At 68.7% G+C, this 16,135-nt stretch carries 15 protein-coding genes; 7 read left to right on the top strand and 8 right to left on the bottom strand.

All coding sequences use genetic code 11. From position 1 onward, the window contains the following. Window positions 1-80 precede the first annotated feature (80 nt). The 3 genes from ACZ63D_RS13725 (at window position 81) to ACZ63D_RS13735 (ending at window position 1,810) form a co-directional block, all read left to right on the top strand. Window positions 81-416, top strand: coding sequence for a hypothetical protein (locus ACZ63D_RS13725; protein ID WP_465354618.1), 336 nt, complete (start codon window positions 81-83; stop codon window positions 414-416). A gap of 24 nt (window positions 417-440) precedes the next feature. Continuing rightward, a complete protein-coding gene (locus ACZ63D_RS13730) occupies window positions 441-902 on the top strand; it encodes a hypothetical protein (protein WP_465354619.1) in 462 nt (153 codons plus the stop codon). 515 nt (window positions 903-1,417) lie between these two features. After that, a complete protein-coding gene (locus tag ACZ63D_RS13735; RefSeq protein WP_465354620.1) occupies window positions 1,418-1,810 on the top strand; it encodes a hypothetical protein in 393 nt (130 codons plus the stop codon). A gap of 76 nt (window positions 1,811-1,886) precedes the next feature. Here the strand turns inward: ACZ63D_RS13735 and ACZ63D_RS13740 are convergent, their stop codons facing one another. The 8 genes from ACZ63D_RS13740 to ACZ63D_RS13775 form a co-directional block, all read right to left on the bottom strand. Next, complete coding sequence (locus ACZ63D_RS13740; protein ID WP_465354621.1) at window positions 1,887-2,402, bottom strand: SRPBCC family protein; 516 nt, start codon at window positions 2,400-2,402, stop codon at window positions 1,887-1,889. A gap of 20 nt (window positions 2,403-2,422) precedes the next feature. Next, the gene (locus tag ACZ63D_RS13745) at window positions 2,423-3,343 is read right to left on the bottom strand and encodes a VOC family protein (protein ID WP_465354622.1); all 921 of its coding nucleotides are present in this window, start codon (window positions 3,341-3,343) and stop codon (window positions 2,423-2,425) included. Window position 3,344: 1 nt separating this feature from the next. Beyond that, window positions 3,345-4,196, bottom strand: coding sequence for a fumarylacetoacetate hydrolase family protein (locus ACZ63D_RS13750; protein WP_465354623.1), 852 nt, complete (start codon window positions 4,194-4,196; stop codon window positions 3,345-3,347). An 11-nt stretch (window positions 4,197-4,207) separates the two neighbouring features. Beyond that, window positions 4,208-5,779: a linalool dehydratase/isomerase domain-containing protein gene (locus ACZ63D_RS13755; RefSeq protein WP_465354624.1), complete on the bottom strand. Its 1,572-nt coding sequence runs from the start codon at window positions 5,777-5,779 to the stop codon at window positions 4,208-4,210. Further along, window positions 5,776-6,324 carry an SCO family protein gene (locus ACZ63D_RS13760; protein ID WP_465354625.1) on the bottom strand — a complete coding sequence of 183 codons (549 nt, stop codon included), beginning with the start codon at window positions 6,322-6,324 and terminating at the stop codon, window positions 5,776-5,778. The genes ACZ63D_RS13755 and ACZ63D_RS13760 overlap by 4 nt, the downstream gene beginning before the upstream one ends. Window positions 6,325-6,379: 55 nt before the next feature. Further along, window positions 6,380-7,330 carry a LysR substrate-binding domain-containing protein gene (locus tag ACZ63D_RS13765; RefSeq protein WP_465354626.1) on the bottom strand — a complete coding sequence of 317 codons (951 nt, stop codon included), beginning with the start codon at window positions 7,328-7,330 and terminating at the stop codon, window positions 6,380-6,382. A 51-nt stretch (window positions 7,331-7,381) separates the two neighbouring features. Then, complete coding sequence (locus ACZ63D_RS13770) at window positions 7,382-7,870, bottom strand: DUF6130 family protein (RefSeq protein ID WP_465354627.1); 489 nt, start codon at window positions 7,868-7,870, stop codon at window positions 7,382-7,384. Window positions 7,871-7,984: 114 nt separating this feature from the next. Further along, window positions 7,985-9,505: a tannase/feruloyl esterase family alpha/beta hydrolase gene (locus ACZ63D_RS13775; RefSeq protein WP_465354628.1), complete on the bottom strand. Its 1,521-nt coding sequence runs from the start codon at window positions 9,503-9,505 to the stop codon at window positions 7,985-7,987. A gap of 113 nt (window positions 9,506-9,618) precedes the next feature. On the opposite strand from ACZ63D_RS13775, the gene ACZ63D_RS13780 reads away from it, so the two are divergent. The 4 genes from ACZ63D_RS13780 to ACZ63D_RS13795 all read left to right on the top strand — a co-directional run bounded on the left by ACZ63D_RS13780 (window position 9,619) and on the right by ACZ63D_RS13795 (window position 15,881). After that, complete coding sequence (locus ACZ63D_RS13780; RefSeq protein WP_465354629.1) at window positions 9,619-12,330, top strand: helix-turn-helix transcriptional regulator; 2,712 nt, start codon at window positions 9,619-9,621, stop codon at window positions 12,328-12,330. A gap of 91 nt (window positions 12,331-12,421) precedes the next feature. Beyond that, a complete protein-coding gene (locus tag ACZ63D_RS13785; RefSeq protein ID WP_465354630.1) occupies window positions 12,422-13,447 on the top strand; it encodes an alpha/beta fold hydrolase in 1,026 nt (341 codons plus the stop codon). A 147-nt stretch (window positions 13,448-13,594) separates the two neighbouring features. Further along, on the top strand, window positions 13,595-14,722 hold the full coding sequence (locus tag ACZ63D_RS13790) for a serine hydrolase domain-containing protein (protein ID WP_465354631.1): 1,128 nt from the start codon (window positions 13,595-13,597) through the stop codon (window positions 14,720-14,722). A gap of 400 nt (window positions 14,723-15,122) precedes the next feature. Then, a complete protein-coding gene (locus tag ACZ63D_RS13795; protein WP_465354632.1) occupies window positions 15,123-15,881 on the top strand; it encodes a glycoside hydrolase family 75 protein in 759 nt (252 codons plus the stop codon). Window positions 15,882-16,135 lie beyond the last annotated feature (254 nt).

Consider the following 16,135-nt stretch of genomic DNA (forward strand, 5'->3'; position numbering starts at 1 on the left):
CGGCGTTTGCTCGCGGAGACGCCTGGACAGGGCGGAGCGCGCGGTTCTATCGTGGAGAATTCGAAACCTGGGGAGGGGTCATGATTCGCCGGACAATTGTGGTGCTCAGTGCGCTGGTGCTGGCCGGGATCGGGGTGGCGGCGCCCGCGTCGGCCACGTCGCAGCTGACGCTCGATCCGAACTCGGGCGCGCCCGGCGACACGGTGACGATGAGCTGGCAATGCAGCAAGGACGACGGTCCGCTGCGCCAGCTGTGGTCGAACGTGCTCACCGGTTTGCCGGACAATCCGCACACCTACGTCGGCACCGCGCTGGTGACGGTGCGGCCGGACGTGACCCCGGCGGGGAACGGAAATTACTGGGTGGCGCTGGACTGCCAGCATTCGTATTCGATTTTGCCGTTCACCGTCCGCTGAACCGGGTGGCCTAGACTGGGTCGCGTGCCCGGCCGCGAACTTCTTGCATTCCTCCGCGAGTTGCCGGCGACCACCGAGTGGACGGTGGTCGCCGACGACGCGCCGGTGAGATGGCAACTCAGCGGGCTGACCTGGCAGGCCACTGTGATCGTCGATCCCCGGCGCTGGCTCGGGGTGGAGTTCGAGGCACGCGATCCGGCGACCGGCACCCTGGTCACGTACGACATCGACACCGATCTGTACGACATTTCGCAGGACAAATACCGCGGATTCGCCGCGGAGATCGAACGCGACATCGTCGAGTTTCTCGGCACCCTCCGGAAGGGTTCGATGCTGCGCGGAACCGACGGGGCCAAGCTGGTGCTCGTCTTCCCTCTGGACGGTTCGTGGGTCCGCGTCGTCCGGGGGCGTTTCCTGACCACAGCCTCCACGCACGCCGATCTCGCCGCGGCTCGGGCTGGCAGCGACTATGTCGTAGTGCGATAGCCTGTTCGCCGCTGGGCCGATTGCTCCAAGGCTCCTGGTGCGTCACAGAGTTGCCGCCGCGAGGGCAGTTAGCGGTCTGGTGCTGGATGCCTGGGGCAGCAGTCGCGCGACGATGGCCCGACGAGCGATCAGGCCGGGCGCAACAGCCGTCCGCGGGCCGCGTTAGGCCTTTCGCCAGGGCGCTCCGCAGAAATGGGCGATTTGTCTTCGGCCAAGCAGGAGAGCGGCAAAACAGTTCTCGCGCACCGGGCACGATTGCCGCTATCATTCCCGGGCTGATGTCGACCTGTCGGGGGCAGGCCCAGAAGGAGGTCGAATTCCCCGTCCGTGGTCAATCCAAAGAAAACAGCGGAATGCGGTGCGGCCGAAAGAATGAGCAGCCGTGCTCCGAACGGCCGTGCCGCGACCGGGGCGGATCAATCCTTTTTCTTGTGTTGTGCCGAGTATGGAGTGGGTGATCAGCTGTCATGAAGAAGGTTATTGTCGCAGCGTTGTGTGCTCTCGGCTTGCTGGCCATGAGCACTTCCGCGAGCGCCGACCCGGCGCCGTCCAGCACCGTGAGCATTACGCCGGCCACTGTCGCGCCAGGGGCGGCCCTGTCCTTCTCGGTTACGCTGTCGAACGCGGACGCTGATCCGCTGAAAGGCGGAAAGCTGGGCCTCGAGGTGGCGAACGGCGCGATCAATCAGGTTTTGGACGTCAGCACGTGCGCCGGGTGCTATCAGGCCGGAAACACTATTCGGTACGACGTCGGCGATGTCCCGATCAACGGCAGCAAAACCTTCACCTTCTCCATCGGGGTTTTCGCCAACGCGCAGCTCGGCCAGTACGTGATTCAGCACCAGTTCGTCGGGGACAATTACTCGTACGAGATATTGGACGGTCCGACGATCACCGTCTCGCGGTAGCCAGCGAAGGGGTCACTGTGTCGCTGGGCTGAGCCGGGCGGCACAGTGACCCCGGGTGGTCGCCGAGAACGCGGTACTACGCGGCGGTGCCCTCGATGTGCGCCTTCAGCAATTCCAGTCCGGGCTGGATGCGCGCCGAGTCCTCGACCGGGTGCGGTCCGGCCGGTTCGGTGGGCGGGACCAGCCGCTCGAACAGGCGGCAGAACAGGGTCGTCCCGTCGCCGAGGTCGAAGGTGGTGAAGGTGGCGATCGCGTGCATCGCCGGGGCCAGGGAGCCGTCGTCGAGCACGTCGCGGCCGACCACCGTCCAGAGTTTTCCGGGGACCCGCGCGACCACCGTGTACAGCTTCGGCTTCTCGTTCAGGTCCGGAACGATGGTCTCGAGCAGCTCGTCGCCGAGTTCCGCGGGAACGTCCGCGGTGCCGCGGCGCACTTCGGTCCCGGTCGCCATCGGCAGCCACTTCGGCAGGTTCGACCAGGTGGTCACCCAGTCGTACACCTCCTGCGCCGGGCGGTCGACCACGATGCGGTTTTCGACGAAGCGGATGTTCAGGTTGTCCGGGATCTGCGGAACGTACAGTGCGGTGGACATGATTTCTTTCCTTTTCGGGGTTATTGGGGGGAATGCTGTCCGGTCATGAGCGCGCCGAGGTCGTCCGGTTCGAGGAACGACGGCGGCGGGGGCGGGCCCCAGCTGAACAGGCCCTGGGCGCCTTCGAAGACCTCCGGCGTCCAGACCTCGTCCTCGGGGATGCAGTCCATGTCGGCGTAGTACTCGCTGAAGTTCCCCGCCGGGTCTTTGAGATACCAGAAGAAATTGGAACCCGCGTGGTGGCGGCCGAGCCCCCAGACGTGCCGCTCGGGACGTCCCTTCAGCATCGCCGCGGCACCCCGGCCGACGTCGTCGATGTCGTCGACCTGCCAAGAGGTGTGGTGCAGGAAGTTCACCGGCGCGGCGAGTGCGAGCACGTTGTGGTGGTCGACCGAGCACCGCAGGAACGCGCCCTTGTGCCCGATGTAGTCGCTGACCTTGAAACCGAGGGCTTCGGTGAAGAACCGCATGGTGGCGTCGAGATCGGTGGTGCCCACTACGCAATGCCCGAGTTTTTTCGGCCGGATCGGGCTGTCGCGCAGCACGCCGGGCGCGCGGCCGGACCGCTCGATGCGGCCGGGCCCGTTGTACGGCGTGGCCAGGACGGGCTGCTGCGTGATCCGCGGCGAGATCTCGACCCGGACGGTGAATCCCGAAACCGGCTCGATCGCGGCGACCGCGGTCCCGGTCTCGGTGCTGACTACGCCGAGGCAGTTCAGGCGCGCCGCGATTCGCGCGATGTCGTCGGCGTCGTCGACCCCGACGCCGAGTTCGAGCAATTGCCGGTAAGGCGCGTGCCGGACGCGCAGCTGTTCACCGCCTTCGAGAGTGGTGAAGGATCCGTCGCCGACGTGCGTGAGCCCGAACTCGGCGTAGTAGGCAATGGTTTCCCTGACGTTCGGGACCCCCATCGTGACCCGGGTCAGCCGGTGCATTCCCATGTCAGTCCTCCCGCGCGGCCACGAAGGTCTGCCGCATTTCGCCGAGACCTTCGATCCGGCTGACCAGTTCCTCTCCGGCCCGCAGGAACCGTTGCGGCGTACGGCCGACGCCGACCCCGGCCGGGGTTCCGGTGAAGACGAGATCGCCCGGGTACAGGGTGATCGTCCGCGACAGTGCGGAAATCAGCTTCCCGACCGGGAAGATCAGCTCGCGAGTGCGGCCGTCTTGCACGGTCTCGCCGTCGACCGCGCAGCTCAGCGCCAGGTCGTCGCGGTCCGCCAGCTCGTCCGGCGTCACCAGCCACGGCCCGACCGGGGCGAAGCCCGGGAACGATTTGCCCAGGCTGAACTGCGGGGCCGGACCGGCCAGCTGCGAGACGCGCTCGGAGAGGTCCTGTCCGATCGTCACCCCGGCGATGTGGTCCCACGCCTCGGATTCCTCGACGCGGTAAGCAGTCCGGCCGATGACCGCGACCAGTTCCACCTCCCAGTCGACGTTGCCGCCCGGCGGCAGCACGACCTCGGTGTCCGGCCCGGTCAGCGCGGAAACGAACTTGGTGAACACTGGCGGAAGGCCGTCCGGGACGGCGAAACCGGACTCCGCCGCGTGGGCGTCGTAGTTGAGCCCGATCGCTACGATCTGCCGTGGCTCCGGGGAAGGTGGGCCCAGCTGGGGACGGGTGAAGACGACGTCGGGTTCGGCGGCGAGTTTCCCCGCCCAAGCCTGGAATTTGTCCCAGTTCTGGTAGAGGGAACCGAGACCGAACAGGCCTCCGGACGCCTTGGCGACGTCGATTCCCTTGTCCTGCTCGGTCAGCAGAACGGCACGGCCGTCCACATTGGCCAGTTTCACGGTTTTTCCCTTCAGAAGCAGAGCGTCAGAGCGATGCGGGTCGGCAGCGGGAGAGTGACGACGAGGTCGGTCCCCTCGGAGCGGACGCGCAGGCCGGGTGCTGCCGGCCCGGCGGAATCGGCGGCGAGCACGTCGTCGCGGAACAGTCGCCAGGGCCGGTCGACGTTGGCGATCCGCAGCGTCACGTCGGTCTGTTTTCCGGCCACCGGTCGCAAAGTCAGTGCCAGCAAAGACTTTTGCCGGTCGTACCAGGCGCGGAGGAACTCGGCCCGTCCGTCGACGCCGGTCACGCTGGGCTCGCGGAAGTGCTCCGCGGTCCACGGACGGTGATACATCTTCCACAGTCCGTCGGTGACGTTGAGCCGGGCGTAGCCGAGCATCGCGTTCCCGGTCAGCCGGTCCATGAAGATCATGTTGCCGTTCTCGTCGAACGACCGGTCTTCGCGCGGGTAGAACAGGCCGCCGTTCTCCCAGGTCGGATTCAGGTAGGCGTCGGCGTAGCCGAGCAGGCCGCGCAGGTTCTCGTGGTCGCCGACCTCGGCCATGCAGGCCGCGACGTATCCGAAAGCCGGTGCGCGCCAGGCGAACTCCAGGTCGCGGGTGAACTCCGGTTCCCGGCCGTCGTGGCGGGCCTTGCGGGCTTCCAGGGCCGCGGTCGGTTCGGCGAGGGTGACCAGGCCGTCCGGGGTGCGCCGGATCTCGTCGCGGATCTGGTCCGGGTAGAGCTGGTGCACCAGGTCGCGGTTCCAGGCGTTCAGGTTCAGCGCCGTCCAGGCGTTGCCGCCGCCTTCCAGCGGCATTTCCGGACGGTTCTGCTCGACCAGCCAGAGCCGCCAGTATTCGCCGTATTCGTTGAGGAATCCCCGTTCGTCCCACGCCGTCTGGTAGGCGCAGGTGACCTCGTCGGCGACCGAGGTGCCCTTCCGCAGGTCGAGGAACCGGAAACCGAGGATGGGGAACTGGTTGCAGACGAGGAAAAGACAGTTGGGTTCGCAGACGATGCCGTACCAGCCCTGTTCGGCCATCTGCCAGTACAGGTTGTCGGCGAGCGAGCTGAGCGAGTACTCGTAGACCTCGGTGCCGAGCCCTTGGAACAGCGGGTCCCAGCGGAAGGAAAGGGCCCCGTCGCGGTCGTACTGGTCGCTGTCGAAAAGCATGCTGTGCATGCCGAGGATCGCGAAGAACCGGCCGCTGTACATGATGTTTTCTTTGACGACCGGGTCACGCCAGCCTTCGCGCAGGCGCGTGAGGTCCGGATTGTTGCGGCGGCTTCCCCGGCTGGTCTCGCGCCAGTACGCCCACGCTTCCGGAAGCTGCATTTTCCGGATGATTTCCTCGAAGGCCGGACGGAACGCGCCGGGTGCCGCGGGAAGATGGTGGAAATGCGCGAAACCCAGCGTGTAGGCCATCTGGGTCAGCTGGTAGCGATAGGCGTCGGTCCATTCCTGGCCCCACAGCATGCTGCCCATGTTTGCCCATTCGTTGTCCTGCTGGGCGATCAGATTGCGCACGTGCTGGACGTGGCCCGCCTGGCGGTCGTCGAGCGCGGGATACCCCGAGACGTCCGGGGCCGCCGTCCTCACCGGGCCGCCAGGAAAGATTCCAGCGCGGCGACGATGTCATCGGTGCCCGCCGGAGGCGCGAAGTGGGTGAGGTATTCGCCCTCGGGACCCATGAGATAGGTGAACGCGCTGTGCGGCATCCGGTAGCCATCCGGGTCGTCGACGCGGCGGGAGTGCACGTGGTAAGCCTGCTGCGCCGACTCGATTTCCGCGGCGGATCCGGAGAGCCCGGTGATCCGCGGGTGATTGGCGGCCAGAAACGCGCGCATAACCTCCGGAGTGTCGTGTTCCGGATCGACTGTCACGTAAAGGGCTTGCACGCTATTCGCGAAATCGCCGAGTTCTTCGAGCGCCCGGTCTATCCGGGTCAGCGCGGGCGGGCATACCGTCCGGCACCGGATGAATCCGAAAAAGACGAGCAGATATTTGCCGAAATAGGAGCGCTCGGTGACCGCGGCGCCGGAATCGTCGATCAGCCGGAAACTTCCGCCGACTGTCGGAACCGGGCGCACCACTGTCGCCGAACCGGAACCGGGAGGGGTGCGGCAGGAGGAATTCATTTCCATGACTCACACGCTAAGAGCCGTGGACATGCCCGTCCAATGCCAGGGTGGCGCTCGGCTATGTCGGCTGGGCATAGCCGGTGATCGACGCCCGGATCTCGGCCGCGACCTCGTCCAGCTTCCGCGTCATCAGCAGCATCGTCGGGGTGAGCTGCCTGCCCGCGGGCAGCGTGACGCCGACCGATTCCACGATGCCGAGGTCGACCGGGAGCGCGGTCAGCCCCGGTTCGGTTTCGGCGACCAGTTGCGGCATCACGACCAGGGTGTCGGTCTCCAGCGCGATGGCGCGCACCGCGAGGAACGAACCGCATTCGATGCGGTTGGCCGGGGTCGAGAAGCCGCGGCGCAGAAGGTGCTCCTCCAGTTGCCGCCGCTGCGGGTTGTCGGCGGGCGGCAGAGACCAGAGTTCGTCGATCAGGTCGGCGATCGTGAGTCCCGGCCGCTGGTGCGCGGGATGCTGGCTGCGCGCCACCACGCGGGCGGGTTCGTAGTAGAGGTGGTGCTGGCGCAGCCGGTCGTTGTTCGCCGGTTCGAGCGTGCCGACGACGAGATCGACGTCCCCAGCGAGCAGGGACTCGTGCAGCGCGTCCGGGCCGCCGTGCCGGATGACGACGGTCAGGTCCGGCGCGACGGCTTTCACCCGCGCGACCGCGCGGGGCAGCAGCACGCTCGCCCCGGCGAGGAAGGCGCCGATCGTGACGGTGCCAGCGTGCCCTTCGACCAGTTCTCCGAGATGCCGCCCGGCCTGGCGGAGTTCGGCGAGCACCGCCCTCGCGTGGTCGGCGAAGACCTCCCCGAACAGGGTCGCCGTCATCCCGCGGGGGCCGCGCTCGAACAGTTCGACCCCGAGGATCGCCTCGAGTTCGCGCAGCCCCCGGGTCAGCACCGGCTGGGTGACGTGCAGCCGCTCGCCCGCGGCGACCAGCGAGCCTTGTTCGGCGATGGCGACGACGTAGCGCAGATGCCGCAGTTTGAGCCTGCCGTCGACGAGATCTGCTCGGTCGGTCATCGGGAGCCCTCGCGTCGCACTGGTCGCATGGGCTCGATTCTGCCGGTCTCCTCAGTGGTGGCCGCCCACCGGAACCATGAAACTGACGGTTTTGCTGTCGAGGACTTTGTGCGTCGGGTCGGCCAGCCCGATCCACACCTTGTGCGGTCCGGGCGGCAGCGCCTGGATGATCAGCGGTTCGCCGCTGCCGTCGGCCCAGTGCCACGGCGCGTCGTCGACCGTGACGTGGATGTGGCCGATGCGCGGGGAGACGTCGAGCGCGGCCGGGCCGTAGACCGGGACGATGCGCAGGTTCTCCGCTCGGTAACGCAGAACGACCAGGCCTTTGGCGAGCTGCTCCGGCAGCGGTGCGTCGACGACGAGTGCGGGCGGCGGCTGGCTCGGCAGCGGGACGACGGGCGCGGGCGGCCAATCCGAGGACGCCGCGGCAGGGGCGGGCGCCGGGGGTGCGGAGGGGGTGGCCGACGGGCTCGAAGGAGCGGAGCACGCGGCGAGGAAGACCGCTGAACTGAGGGCGGCGATGCGAAGAAAACGAGGCATAGCAAGAAAACTAGGCCGCTGTTGATCTTCTTCGCGGCCGTCGCCTGACTGTATTGCTGTACGTCACGAAGGAAGTGCCGTGCGTGCCGCTGGGGTCGGCACGCACGGCACAGGTCAGCGGCAGCGGTAGCTGGACGCTACGGCCGGGTCGCCGTAGCCCTGGTACCGCGAAACCCGCGGGTACGCGCACAGGTCGCGGGTCTGCTTCCCGTCCGCGGTCGCGGCCGCCAAGGTGGCCGGGGCCTTGCCGTGCTCGACCCAGTCGACCAGCGCGCCGAGCGGGTTCGTGGGCGCCGCGCCCGCCCCGCCGCCGCAGTGTTCGACGCCGGGGGCCAGGAAAAGCCGGTAGAAGTCGTTCACCCGGTGGGAGCCGCCCATCGCCCGTTCGACCTCGGCGCGGTAGCGCAGGGTGCCGCCGGGCGGGATGAGCTGGTCGTCCGAGCCGACGAAGGTCAGCAGCTTGCCGCCGGTCCGGCGGAAGGCCGAAAGGTCCGGGTCAGCGGTGCCGATGACGTCGTCGTACTCCCGCACCGACTGGCGGAACACCTGGGCGAACTGAGCGTAGCTGAGCTTCGAGACGTCGAAGTCGGCCTGCTTCTCCACGAACGACTGCACCCACTTGACCGCGACCGGGAAGCCGGTGGCGTACGGGCTGTCGCCGGTTCCGGCCAGCCAGGTGAAATCGGCGCCCTTCGGGAGGCCGTCCCACAGCTTGCGGCCGCGTTCGTCGGTCGGCCCGGCCCAGATCTTGCGCATGACGTCGGCGTCCTTGGCCGTGACGGTGACTTCCTTGCCGTCGCAGAGGACCTTCGTGCCGATCAGGGAGCGCGGGTCGTAGCTGCACTCGTCCGGCCGGTCGACGATGCCGTTCTTGACGCCGTCGTTCGCGTCGCACGCCTTGACCGCGGCCTGCCGGAACGCGGTGAAGACGCAGGAACTCGGGAAGTCGTGCTCCTGGTTCATCACGATCTGCGGCCAGAGCGTCGCGACCGCGAACTGCGTCCAGTGGACCGCAGGCGCGTTGGCCAGGATGCCGTCGAAGTCGCCGGGGTAGTTCTGCGCCTCGGAGTAGCCCTGACGGCCGCCGGTCGAGCAGCCGTTCCAGTACGAGTAGGTCACCGGCCGGTGGTAGAACCGCTGCGTGACGTCCTTGCCGATCAACGCCGCCTCGTGCACGGAGCGGGTCGCGAAGTTCGTCAGCAGCGGCTGGTTGACCTTGCCGGGCGCGGTGAGCGCCCACGAGGTGTCGAGGCCGGTCAGGACGCCGGCGTCGGTGGTCACGCCCGCGTAGCCGTCCTTGGCGGCCTGGGCCAGCGGTGCGCCGAAGTCACCGGCGGCGTACGCGCTTCCGCCGACTCCCTGCAGCCGTCCGGTCCATCCGGTTTGCGGCAGTGCGACGCCGACCTTGACGTGGTCGTTCGCCCCGGGGTGGGTGAGCGTGACGGTGATTTCGCAGTAGCCGGGCTTGGGCTCGGCCCGCACCGATTCGATCTTCGCGCCGCTGGGCGCGGTGACTCCGGTGGCGGCGCAGGAGGTGGTCTCGGCCGCGGCGGCGCTGGGCGCGAGCTGAGTGACGGTGGTCACCAGCAGCGCGGCGAGCGGCAATGCCGAGAGAAGTGTTCGGGTGCGTCTCATCGCTTTCCTTTGTGGAGGGTCGCTTTCGCCTGAAACTAAGGCGGCCGCCGCACCCTTCGCGCCCGTCGGACGACGCCGTCGACGTACGTCGTCTGCCGGTATCGTCGGGGATCATGACGCTGCGCGGACGGGACGCCGAGCTCAAGGAGCTGACCGAGCTGGTGGACGGCCCGGAAGGACGCGTCGGCGTCCTCATCCGGGGCGAGGCCGGCATCGGGAAGTCCGCGCTCGTCGCGGCGGCGGTCTCGGCTGCTTCGGTCGCCGGGACGCGGGTGCTGCGCACGACCGGCGCCGAGGCCGAGCAAGACCTCGCTTATGCCGGGCTGCACCAGCTGTTGCACCCCGTCCGCGCGGGCGTGGCCGGGCTGCCCGCGCCGCAGCGGACGGCGCTGGAGACCGCGCTCGGGCTCGCGGAGGGGCCGGAACCCAGCGCTTACCTCGTCGGGCTCGCCGCCTTGACGCTGCTGGCCGACACCGCCGCCGCGAAACCGGTGCTGGTCGTCGCCGAGGACGTGCACTGGCTGGACCGCGCCAGCGCGGACGTCCTGGCGTTCGTCGCCCGGCGGATCGAGACCGAGCCGGTCGCGCTGATCGCGACGCTCCGGGACGGACCCGGCCCGCTGCTCGACGCCGGTCTCTCCCCGATGCCGCTCGACCGGCTTCCCGGCGACGCCGCCGCGGACCTGCTCGACGCGGTCGCGCCACGGCTCGACCCGATGGTCCGGACGCGGCTGCTCGCCGAGTCCGCGGGCCATCCGCTCGCCCTGACCGAGCTTCCCGCGGCGGTGGCCGACCTCGACGTGCTCGATCCGGTCCTGCCGCTGACCGACCGGCTCGAGCGGACGTTCGCCTCGCGGGTCGCGACGCTGCCCGAAGCCACCCGCGCCGCGCTGCTGGTCGCGGCGCTCAACGAGACCGGCTCGATCGCCGAAACCCTTGCCGCGACGGGGGTTTTCCTCGGCACGCCGGTCGAACCCGAGGTGCTGAGCCCCGCCGTCGAGGCCCGGCTGATCGAGTTCGCGGTCGGCTGCGTGACCTTCCGGCACCCGCTGATGCGGTCGGCCATCCCCGCCGCGGCGACGCTCGCGGACCGGCGGCGGGCGCAGCTCGCGTTGGCCGAGACGGTGCGCGAACAGCCCGATCGGCACGCCTGGCACCAAGCCCGGGCGGCCGCCGGTCCGGACGAAACCGTGGCCGCGGCCCTGGAATCGGCCGCCGACCGGGCTCGCCGGAGGGGCGGGGCAGCGGCGGCGATCTCGGCACTGGAGCAGGCGGCGCGGCTCAGCGAAGACCCGGACGCGCGGGCGGAGCGGTTGCTGCGGGCCGCCGAGCTGGCGGTCGAATCGGGCCGCCGCGAGACCGCCGAACGCTTGGTGCGAGACGCTCGGAGCGGCCCGCTTTCCGCGCGGCTGAAAGCGACCGCGAGCCAGTTGCTCAGCGGTTTCGAGGACGGTGTCCGCGAGGACCCCGCTCGGATCGGGGAGCTGGCGGCGCTCGCCGAATCCGTCGCCGCCGACGGGCAGGACGACGCCGCGATACGGATCCTGTGGGGCGCGGCGATGCGGTGTTTCTGGGCCGAACCCGGCGCGGCGGCCCGCAGGACGCTGCTGGACGTGGCCTCGGCGCTGCCCATCCCGGACGACGACCCGCGCCTGATCGCAGTCGCCGCGTACGTCGCGCCGTTCGAACGCGGCACCGCCGTGCTGGAGCAGCTTCGAGTGCTCGCCGGGGCGGCCGGAGCTGACCCGGAAACCGACCGCTACCTGGGCAGCGCGTCCATGCAGGTAGGCGCGTTCGACCTGGCCGCCCGCTTCTCGACGGCCGCGGTGCCGGGTTTGCGGGCGCAAGGCAAGCTCGGGGTGTTGCCGCGGGCGCTGGCCGTCCAGGCGTGGAGCCGGGTCCGGCTCGGCGATCTGGCCGGTGCCGCGCCGTCCGCCGCGGAGGCGGTCCGGCTCGCCCACGAGACCGGTCAGCCGTTCATGGGCGGGCTGGCGCTGGCGGTGCAGGCCGAGATCGCGGCTTTGCGCGGCGACCACAAGCAGGCGAACGCCCTGGCCGACGAGGCGGAACGCGCCGGGCTCGCCGCCGGTGCGCGTCCGGTGCTGGCCACCGTCCAGCTCGCGCGCGGGCTCGTGGGGTTGAGCGAAGGCCGGTACGAGGACGCGTTCGCCGACCTGCGCCGGTTGCTCGACCCCGCCGACCCGGCTTACCAGCTGGCGTTGCGCGCGTACTGCGTCGCGGAGCTGACCGAAGCCGCAGTGCGGGCTGGGCAGACCGACGCGATGCGGGAAATCCTGGCCGAGCTGGAACCGTTGGCCGTTACGTCGTCCGCACCGGCGTTGCACATCGGGCTGCGGTACGCGCGGGCCGTGCTCGCGCCGAAGGAAACCGCCGAAGACCTGTTCACGGCCGCCTTGCAAGCGGACTTGAGCGGGTGGCCCGCCGAGCGCGGGCGGGTCCACCTAGCCTTCGGAGAGTGGTTGCGGCGACAGCGCCGGGTCGTCGAATCGCGCGCGCACCTGCGTACCGCTCGGGAGGCTTTCGACGCGCTCGGCCTGACGGCGTGGGCCGAGCGGGCGCGGCGGGAACTGCGCAGCGCGGGGGAGTCGAGCCCGAACCGGAGCCCGGACGCGCGCGACAAGCTGACCCCGCACGAGCTGAGCATCGCGCAGCTGGCCGCGGAGGGGCTGACGAACCGGGAGATCGGGCAGCGGCTCTATCTTTCGCACCGGACCGTCGGGACCCACCTGCACCGGATCTTCCCGAAGCTCGGCGTGAGCTCCCGCGCCGAGCTGGCCGACGCGGTGCGGGCGCTCGGCGGCTGACTTACGCCGGTTGCGTCATCCGACGGGCGCGGGCGGCGGCCGGGCTCCCTAGCGTCGAGACCGTCCGACGGTTTCGCGCACAGGAGTTCAGATGATCAGCAGGAGACGATTCACCCAGATGTTCGCGGCCGGGGTGGCGGCGACCTCTCTCGCTGCCTGCTCTTCGCCTGCCTCCCCGCAGCCCGCCGCTCGGGCCGATCTGCGCGCGGGCTCGGGCGAGCACACCTCGCTGGGCACGATCAAGCACGCCGACGCCGGTCTCGTGAGCATGGCGTACGCCGAGTTTGGTCCCGCGGGTGGCAAGCCGGTGATCCTGCTGCACGGCTGGCCGTATGACCCGTACAGCTACGCCGACGTCGCGCCATTGCTTGCCGCGCAAGGGTTTCGAGTGATCATCCCCTTCCTGCGCGGGTTCGGGCCGACGGTGTTCAAGTCGGCTGACACGGTCCGCAACGGCCAGCAGACGGCTATCGCGCTCGACGTCGTCGCGCTGATGGACACGTTGAAGATCGACAAAGCGATTCTTGGCGGGTACGACTGGGGTTCCCGGACGGCCGCGGTGATCGCGGCGCTGTGGCCCGAGCGGTGCCAGGCGGTCGTCCCGGTCAGCGGGTACATCGTCGCCAACCTGAAAGCCAACCTCCAGCCGCTGCCCCCGGCCGCCGAACTGGGCTGGTGGTATCAGTACTACTTCGCGACCGAGCGCGGGCGCGCGGGCTACGCGGCGAACCGGCACGATTTCAACAAGCTGATCTGGAAGACGGCCTCGCCCGCGTGGAACTTCGACGACGCGACGTATAACCGCAGCGCGGCGGCGTTCGACAACCCGGACCACGTCGCGATCGTCATCCACAACTACCGCTGGCGGCTCAGCCTTGCTCCGGGCGAACCGCAATACGACGCCTACGAACAGAAACTCGCCGCCGGCGCGACCATCGGCGTCCCGGCGATCACGCTGTCCAGCGACTTCGACGGCGCGGCCAAGGACGGCAAGGCCTACCGGGCCAAGTTCACCGGAAAATACGAGCACCGGATCCTCGACGGCATCGGGCACAACGTGCCGCAGGAGGCGCCGCGGCCGTTCGCGCAGGCGATCGCGGACGCGGCCAAGCTCTGACGGTTCGCGGCCGGGTGCCCTGCTGCTTCTTCTGCGGGTTCATCGAAGTTTGATCGGGGGCGGATATTTTGCGCACGCCTCTCGCCGGAAACCGCTGTGCCCGTTCGGGATTCGGCGAACCCGGCGACCGTCGAACTGAGGAGTGCGATGAGACGCAGAGCGTTCGGAACCGTTGCGGTGGCCGTAGCGGCGGCCTTGACCGGGCTGGCCGCCCCGGCCTCGGCGGAAACCCCGGCCGAAATCCTCCAGGCCGGGGCCCAAGCCGGAGTCAGCGCGGGATACCCCGGCGTGATCGGACTGGTCCGGAACGGCGACAGCGCGCAGTACATCCACGCCGGGTACGGAAATCTCACCACCAAGACCCCGGCGGACCCGAAAGCGCAGTTCCGGATCGGCAGCGACACCAAGGCGTTCACCGCGGCCGTGCTTCTGCAACTGGAAGGCGAGGGCAGGCTCTCCCTCGACGACACCGTCGCGCGCTGGCTGCCCGGCGCGGTGAACGCCAACGGGAACGACGGCACGAAGATCACCGTGCGGCAGGTGCTGCACCAAACCTCCGGCCTGCCCGACTACGCCGGAGACCTCCGGTTCCTCAGCCCGTACGTCGCGAACACCAATCCGCGACAGGCGTGGCCGCCGCAGACGTTGCTGGACATCGCGACGTCGCATCCGTCCTTGAGCACGCCCGGCGCGGCGTTCCACTACTCGAACACCAACTACGTCATCGCCGGCATGGTGATCAAGGCGGTGACCGGGAACGAACCGGCCGCGGAGATCCAGCGGCGGATCTTCGAGCCGCTCGGCTTGCGCGGCACCTCGTTCCCGACCGCCGATCCCGGTCTGACCGGCAACTACCTCAACGGCTACTACATCTCGTTCGGCGCGTTCTACAACGACTTCACGGTTTCCAATGTGCAGGCGTTCGGCACCGCGGGCGCGATCGTGTCCACAGAGGACGATCTGGCGACCTTCGAACGCGCACTGTTGAGCGGAAAACTCCTGCCGCCGCAGCAGCAGACGGAGCTGAAGACGACGGTGCCGATCGACAACGCGGGCAACGGGTACGGGCTGGGCATCGGCCTGTCGCAGACGGCCTGCGGGCCGGTGTGGAATCACAGCGGCGGGGTGCTGGGATATTACAATCTGTGGCTGACCAGCGATGACGGTGCCAAGCAAGTCCTGGTGGCGGCCAACGAGAACCATCTGGCTGGTGCCGCGACGCGTGGCCAGACCACGCTGGGCAATGCCGCGCTCAAGGCTTATTGCGCATCCTGATCCTGTTCCGGCTTTCTACGACCGGGCGGCCGCCGGACTCGGTGGCCGCCCGATCCGTCCCGGGCGCGGAAGCGACGCGCTGTTCGGCTCACGTCCCACGAGGCGGGTCACGCCAAGTGCCATTCCACCGGACCTCGGTGAGATCTCAACACGGTCGCCTGGTGTCGCCGCCCCGCGACGCGAGACCCCAGACTGATCTGTCCGATATGTCCTGCCCCCTTGGTCCGATGTGGACACCCGGCGGCCCGCTCGTTCCGTTCAGCGGGAGCCGTTCCGGGCAGATTCCCAGCATCAGGCGGTCGCCGCGAATTTTCTCCAGGTCACCTCGTGACAACGACTGGTCACGGGTGGTTCACTTCATTAGGAAGTTTTCCTAATGAAGGCTGGAGGTCGCCCGGTCATGTCATCCTCCCGTAGGCGTTTCGCTGTGGTCGGCGCCGCTCTGGCGCTCGCCGTACCGCTCGCGGTCAACTCGGCCCACGCGGCCACCGCGGAAGCCACTGCCAAGTCCTATACGGCCGCAGAAGTGCTGGCCGGCGTCAAGAAGAACAGCACGGACGCGAACAAGGTCAACTCCAAACCGCACATCAACACCATGACGCGGGCCAAGAACGTCAACGTCTACCAGGTGGCGAAGGGCGTCTACGCCTACGGTTCCGGCCTGGCCGTCGACACCGACGGAAGCGACCCCGACCCCGATCCCGACCACCAGGGCACCACGACTTTCAAGGACAGCAACGGAAAATCGCTCGGCGCGCACCACGTGCCGTTCTACGTCCTCGGCGACGACTGCTACGACAAGAAGAGCCCCTGCCCGCATTTCTTCTACAAGGAACACGGCATCAAGGGCAGGCAGTTCGCGCTGATGTTCTACAAGAGCAAGGTCATCGGCGCGATCTTCGGCGACACGCAGACCGCGAACGACCAGGACACCTCGGACAACGACTCCCGCGAATTGGGCGAAGCCTCGGTCAAGGCGGCGTCGCTGCTCGGAATCAACAGCAGCGGCACTGACGGCGGCGTCGACAACGGCGTAACCGTCGTGATCTTCTCCGGCCCGGACTGGGTCGTGAACGGCACCAACTCCAACCTGAACGCCGCTGCGCAGGGCTTGGTCAACAAGGCACTGGACAGCCTGGGCGCGAGCATGGGCATCTAGTTTCCGGCACCGAATGCGGTCACTGCTGAAGGTTGGCAGTGACCGCATTCCAGGTTGCGTTCCAGCTCTCATGGCGAAGCGTGACTGCGACATCCGCCGGAAAACGTTCTACGGTGAGGCGCGCCGGGCGGGTAGCTTGCTGGCCCGCTGATGGACCGCCTGGAGGTATTGGCATTGAGCCCGCAGGCGCCCCGCGCCGCTCCGGCCGGTTATCGAAGCGGAATCGGCTCGAATGCGGTGGAAGTTGTCGCACA

The sequence above is a fragment of the Amycolatopsis sp. NPDC104775 genome, from assembly GCF_055583325.1.

What these genes read in the sequence shown, in the direction of transcription:
- ACZ63D_RS13725 (WP_465354618.1), top strand. Translation starts at nt 81, where the DNA reads ATGATTCGCCGGACAATTGTGGTGCTCAGTGCGCTGGTGCTGGCCGGG.
- ACZ63D_RS13735 (WP_465354620.1), top strand. Translation starts at nt 1,418, where the DNA reads ATGAGCACTTCCGCGAGCGCCGACCCGGCGCCGTCCAGCACCGTGAGC.
- ACZ63D_RS13740 (WP_465354621.1), bottom strand. Translation starts at nt 2,402, where the DNA reads ATGTCCACCGCACTGTACGTTCCGCAGATCCCGGACAACCTGAACATC.
- ACZ63D_RS13745 (WP_465354622.1), bottom strand. Translation starts at nt 3,343, where the DNA reads ATGGGAATGCACCGGCTGACCCGGGTCACGATGGGGGTCCCGAACGTC.
- ACZ63D_RS13760 (WP_465354625.1), bottom strand. Translation starts at nt 6,324, where the DNA reads ATGGAAATGAATTCCTCCTGCCGCACCCCTCCCGGTTCCGGTTCGGCG.
- ACZ63D_RS13765 (WP_465354626.1), bottom strand. Translation starts at nt 7,330, where the DNA reads ATGACCGACCGAGCAGATCTCGTCGACGGCAGGCTCAAACTGCGGCAT.
- ACZ63D_RS13770 (WP_465354627.1), bottom strand. Translation starts at nt 7,870, where the DNA reads ATGCCTCGTTTTCTTCGCATCGCCGCCCTCAGTTCAGCGGTCTTCCTC.
- ACZ63D_RS13775 (WP_465354628.1), bottom strand. Translation starts at nt 9,505, where the DNA reads ATGAGACGCACCCGAACACTTCTCTCGGCATTGCCGCTCGCCGCGCTG.
- ACZ63D_RS13780 (WP_465354629.1), top strand. Translation starts at nt 9,619, where the DNA reads ATGACGCTGCGCGGACGGGACGCCGAGCTCAAGGAGCTGACCGAGCTG.
- ACZ63D_RS13785 (WP_465354630.1), top strand. Translation starts at nt 12,422, where the DNA reads ATGATCAGCAGGAGACGATTCACCCAGATGTTCGCGGCCGGGGTGGCG.
- ACZ63D_RS13790 (WP_465354631.1), top strand. Translation starts at nt 13,595, where the DNA reads ATGAGACGCAGAGCGTTCGGAACCGTTGCGGTGGCCGTAGCGGCGGCC.
- ACZ63D_RS13795 (WP_465354632.1), top strand. Translation starts at nt 15,123, where the DNA reads ATGTCATCCTCCCGTAGGCGTTTCGCTGTGGTCGGCGCCGCTCTGGCG.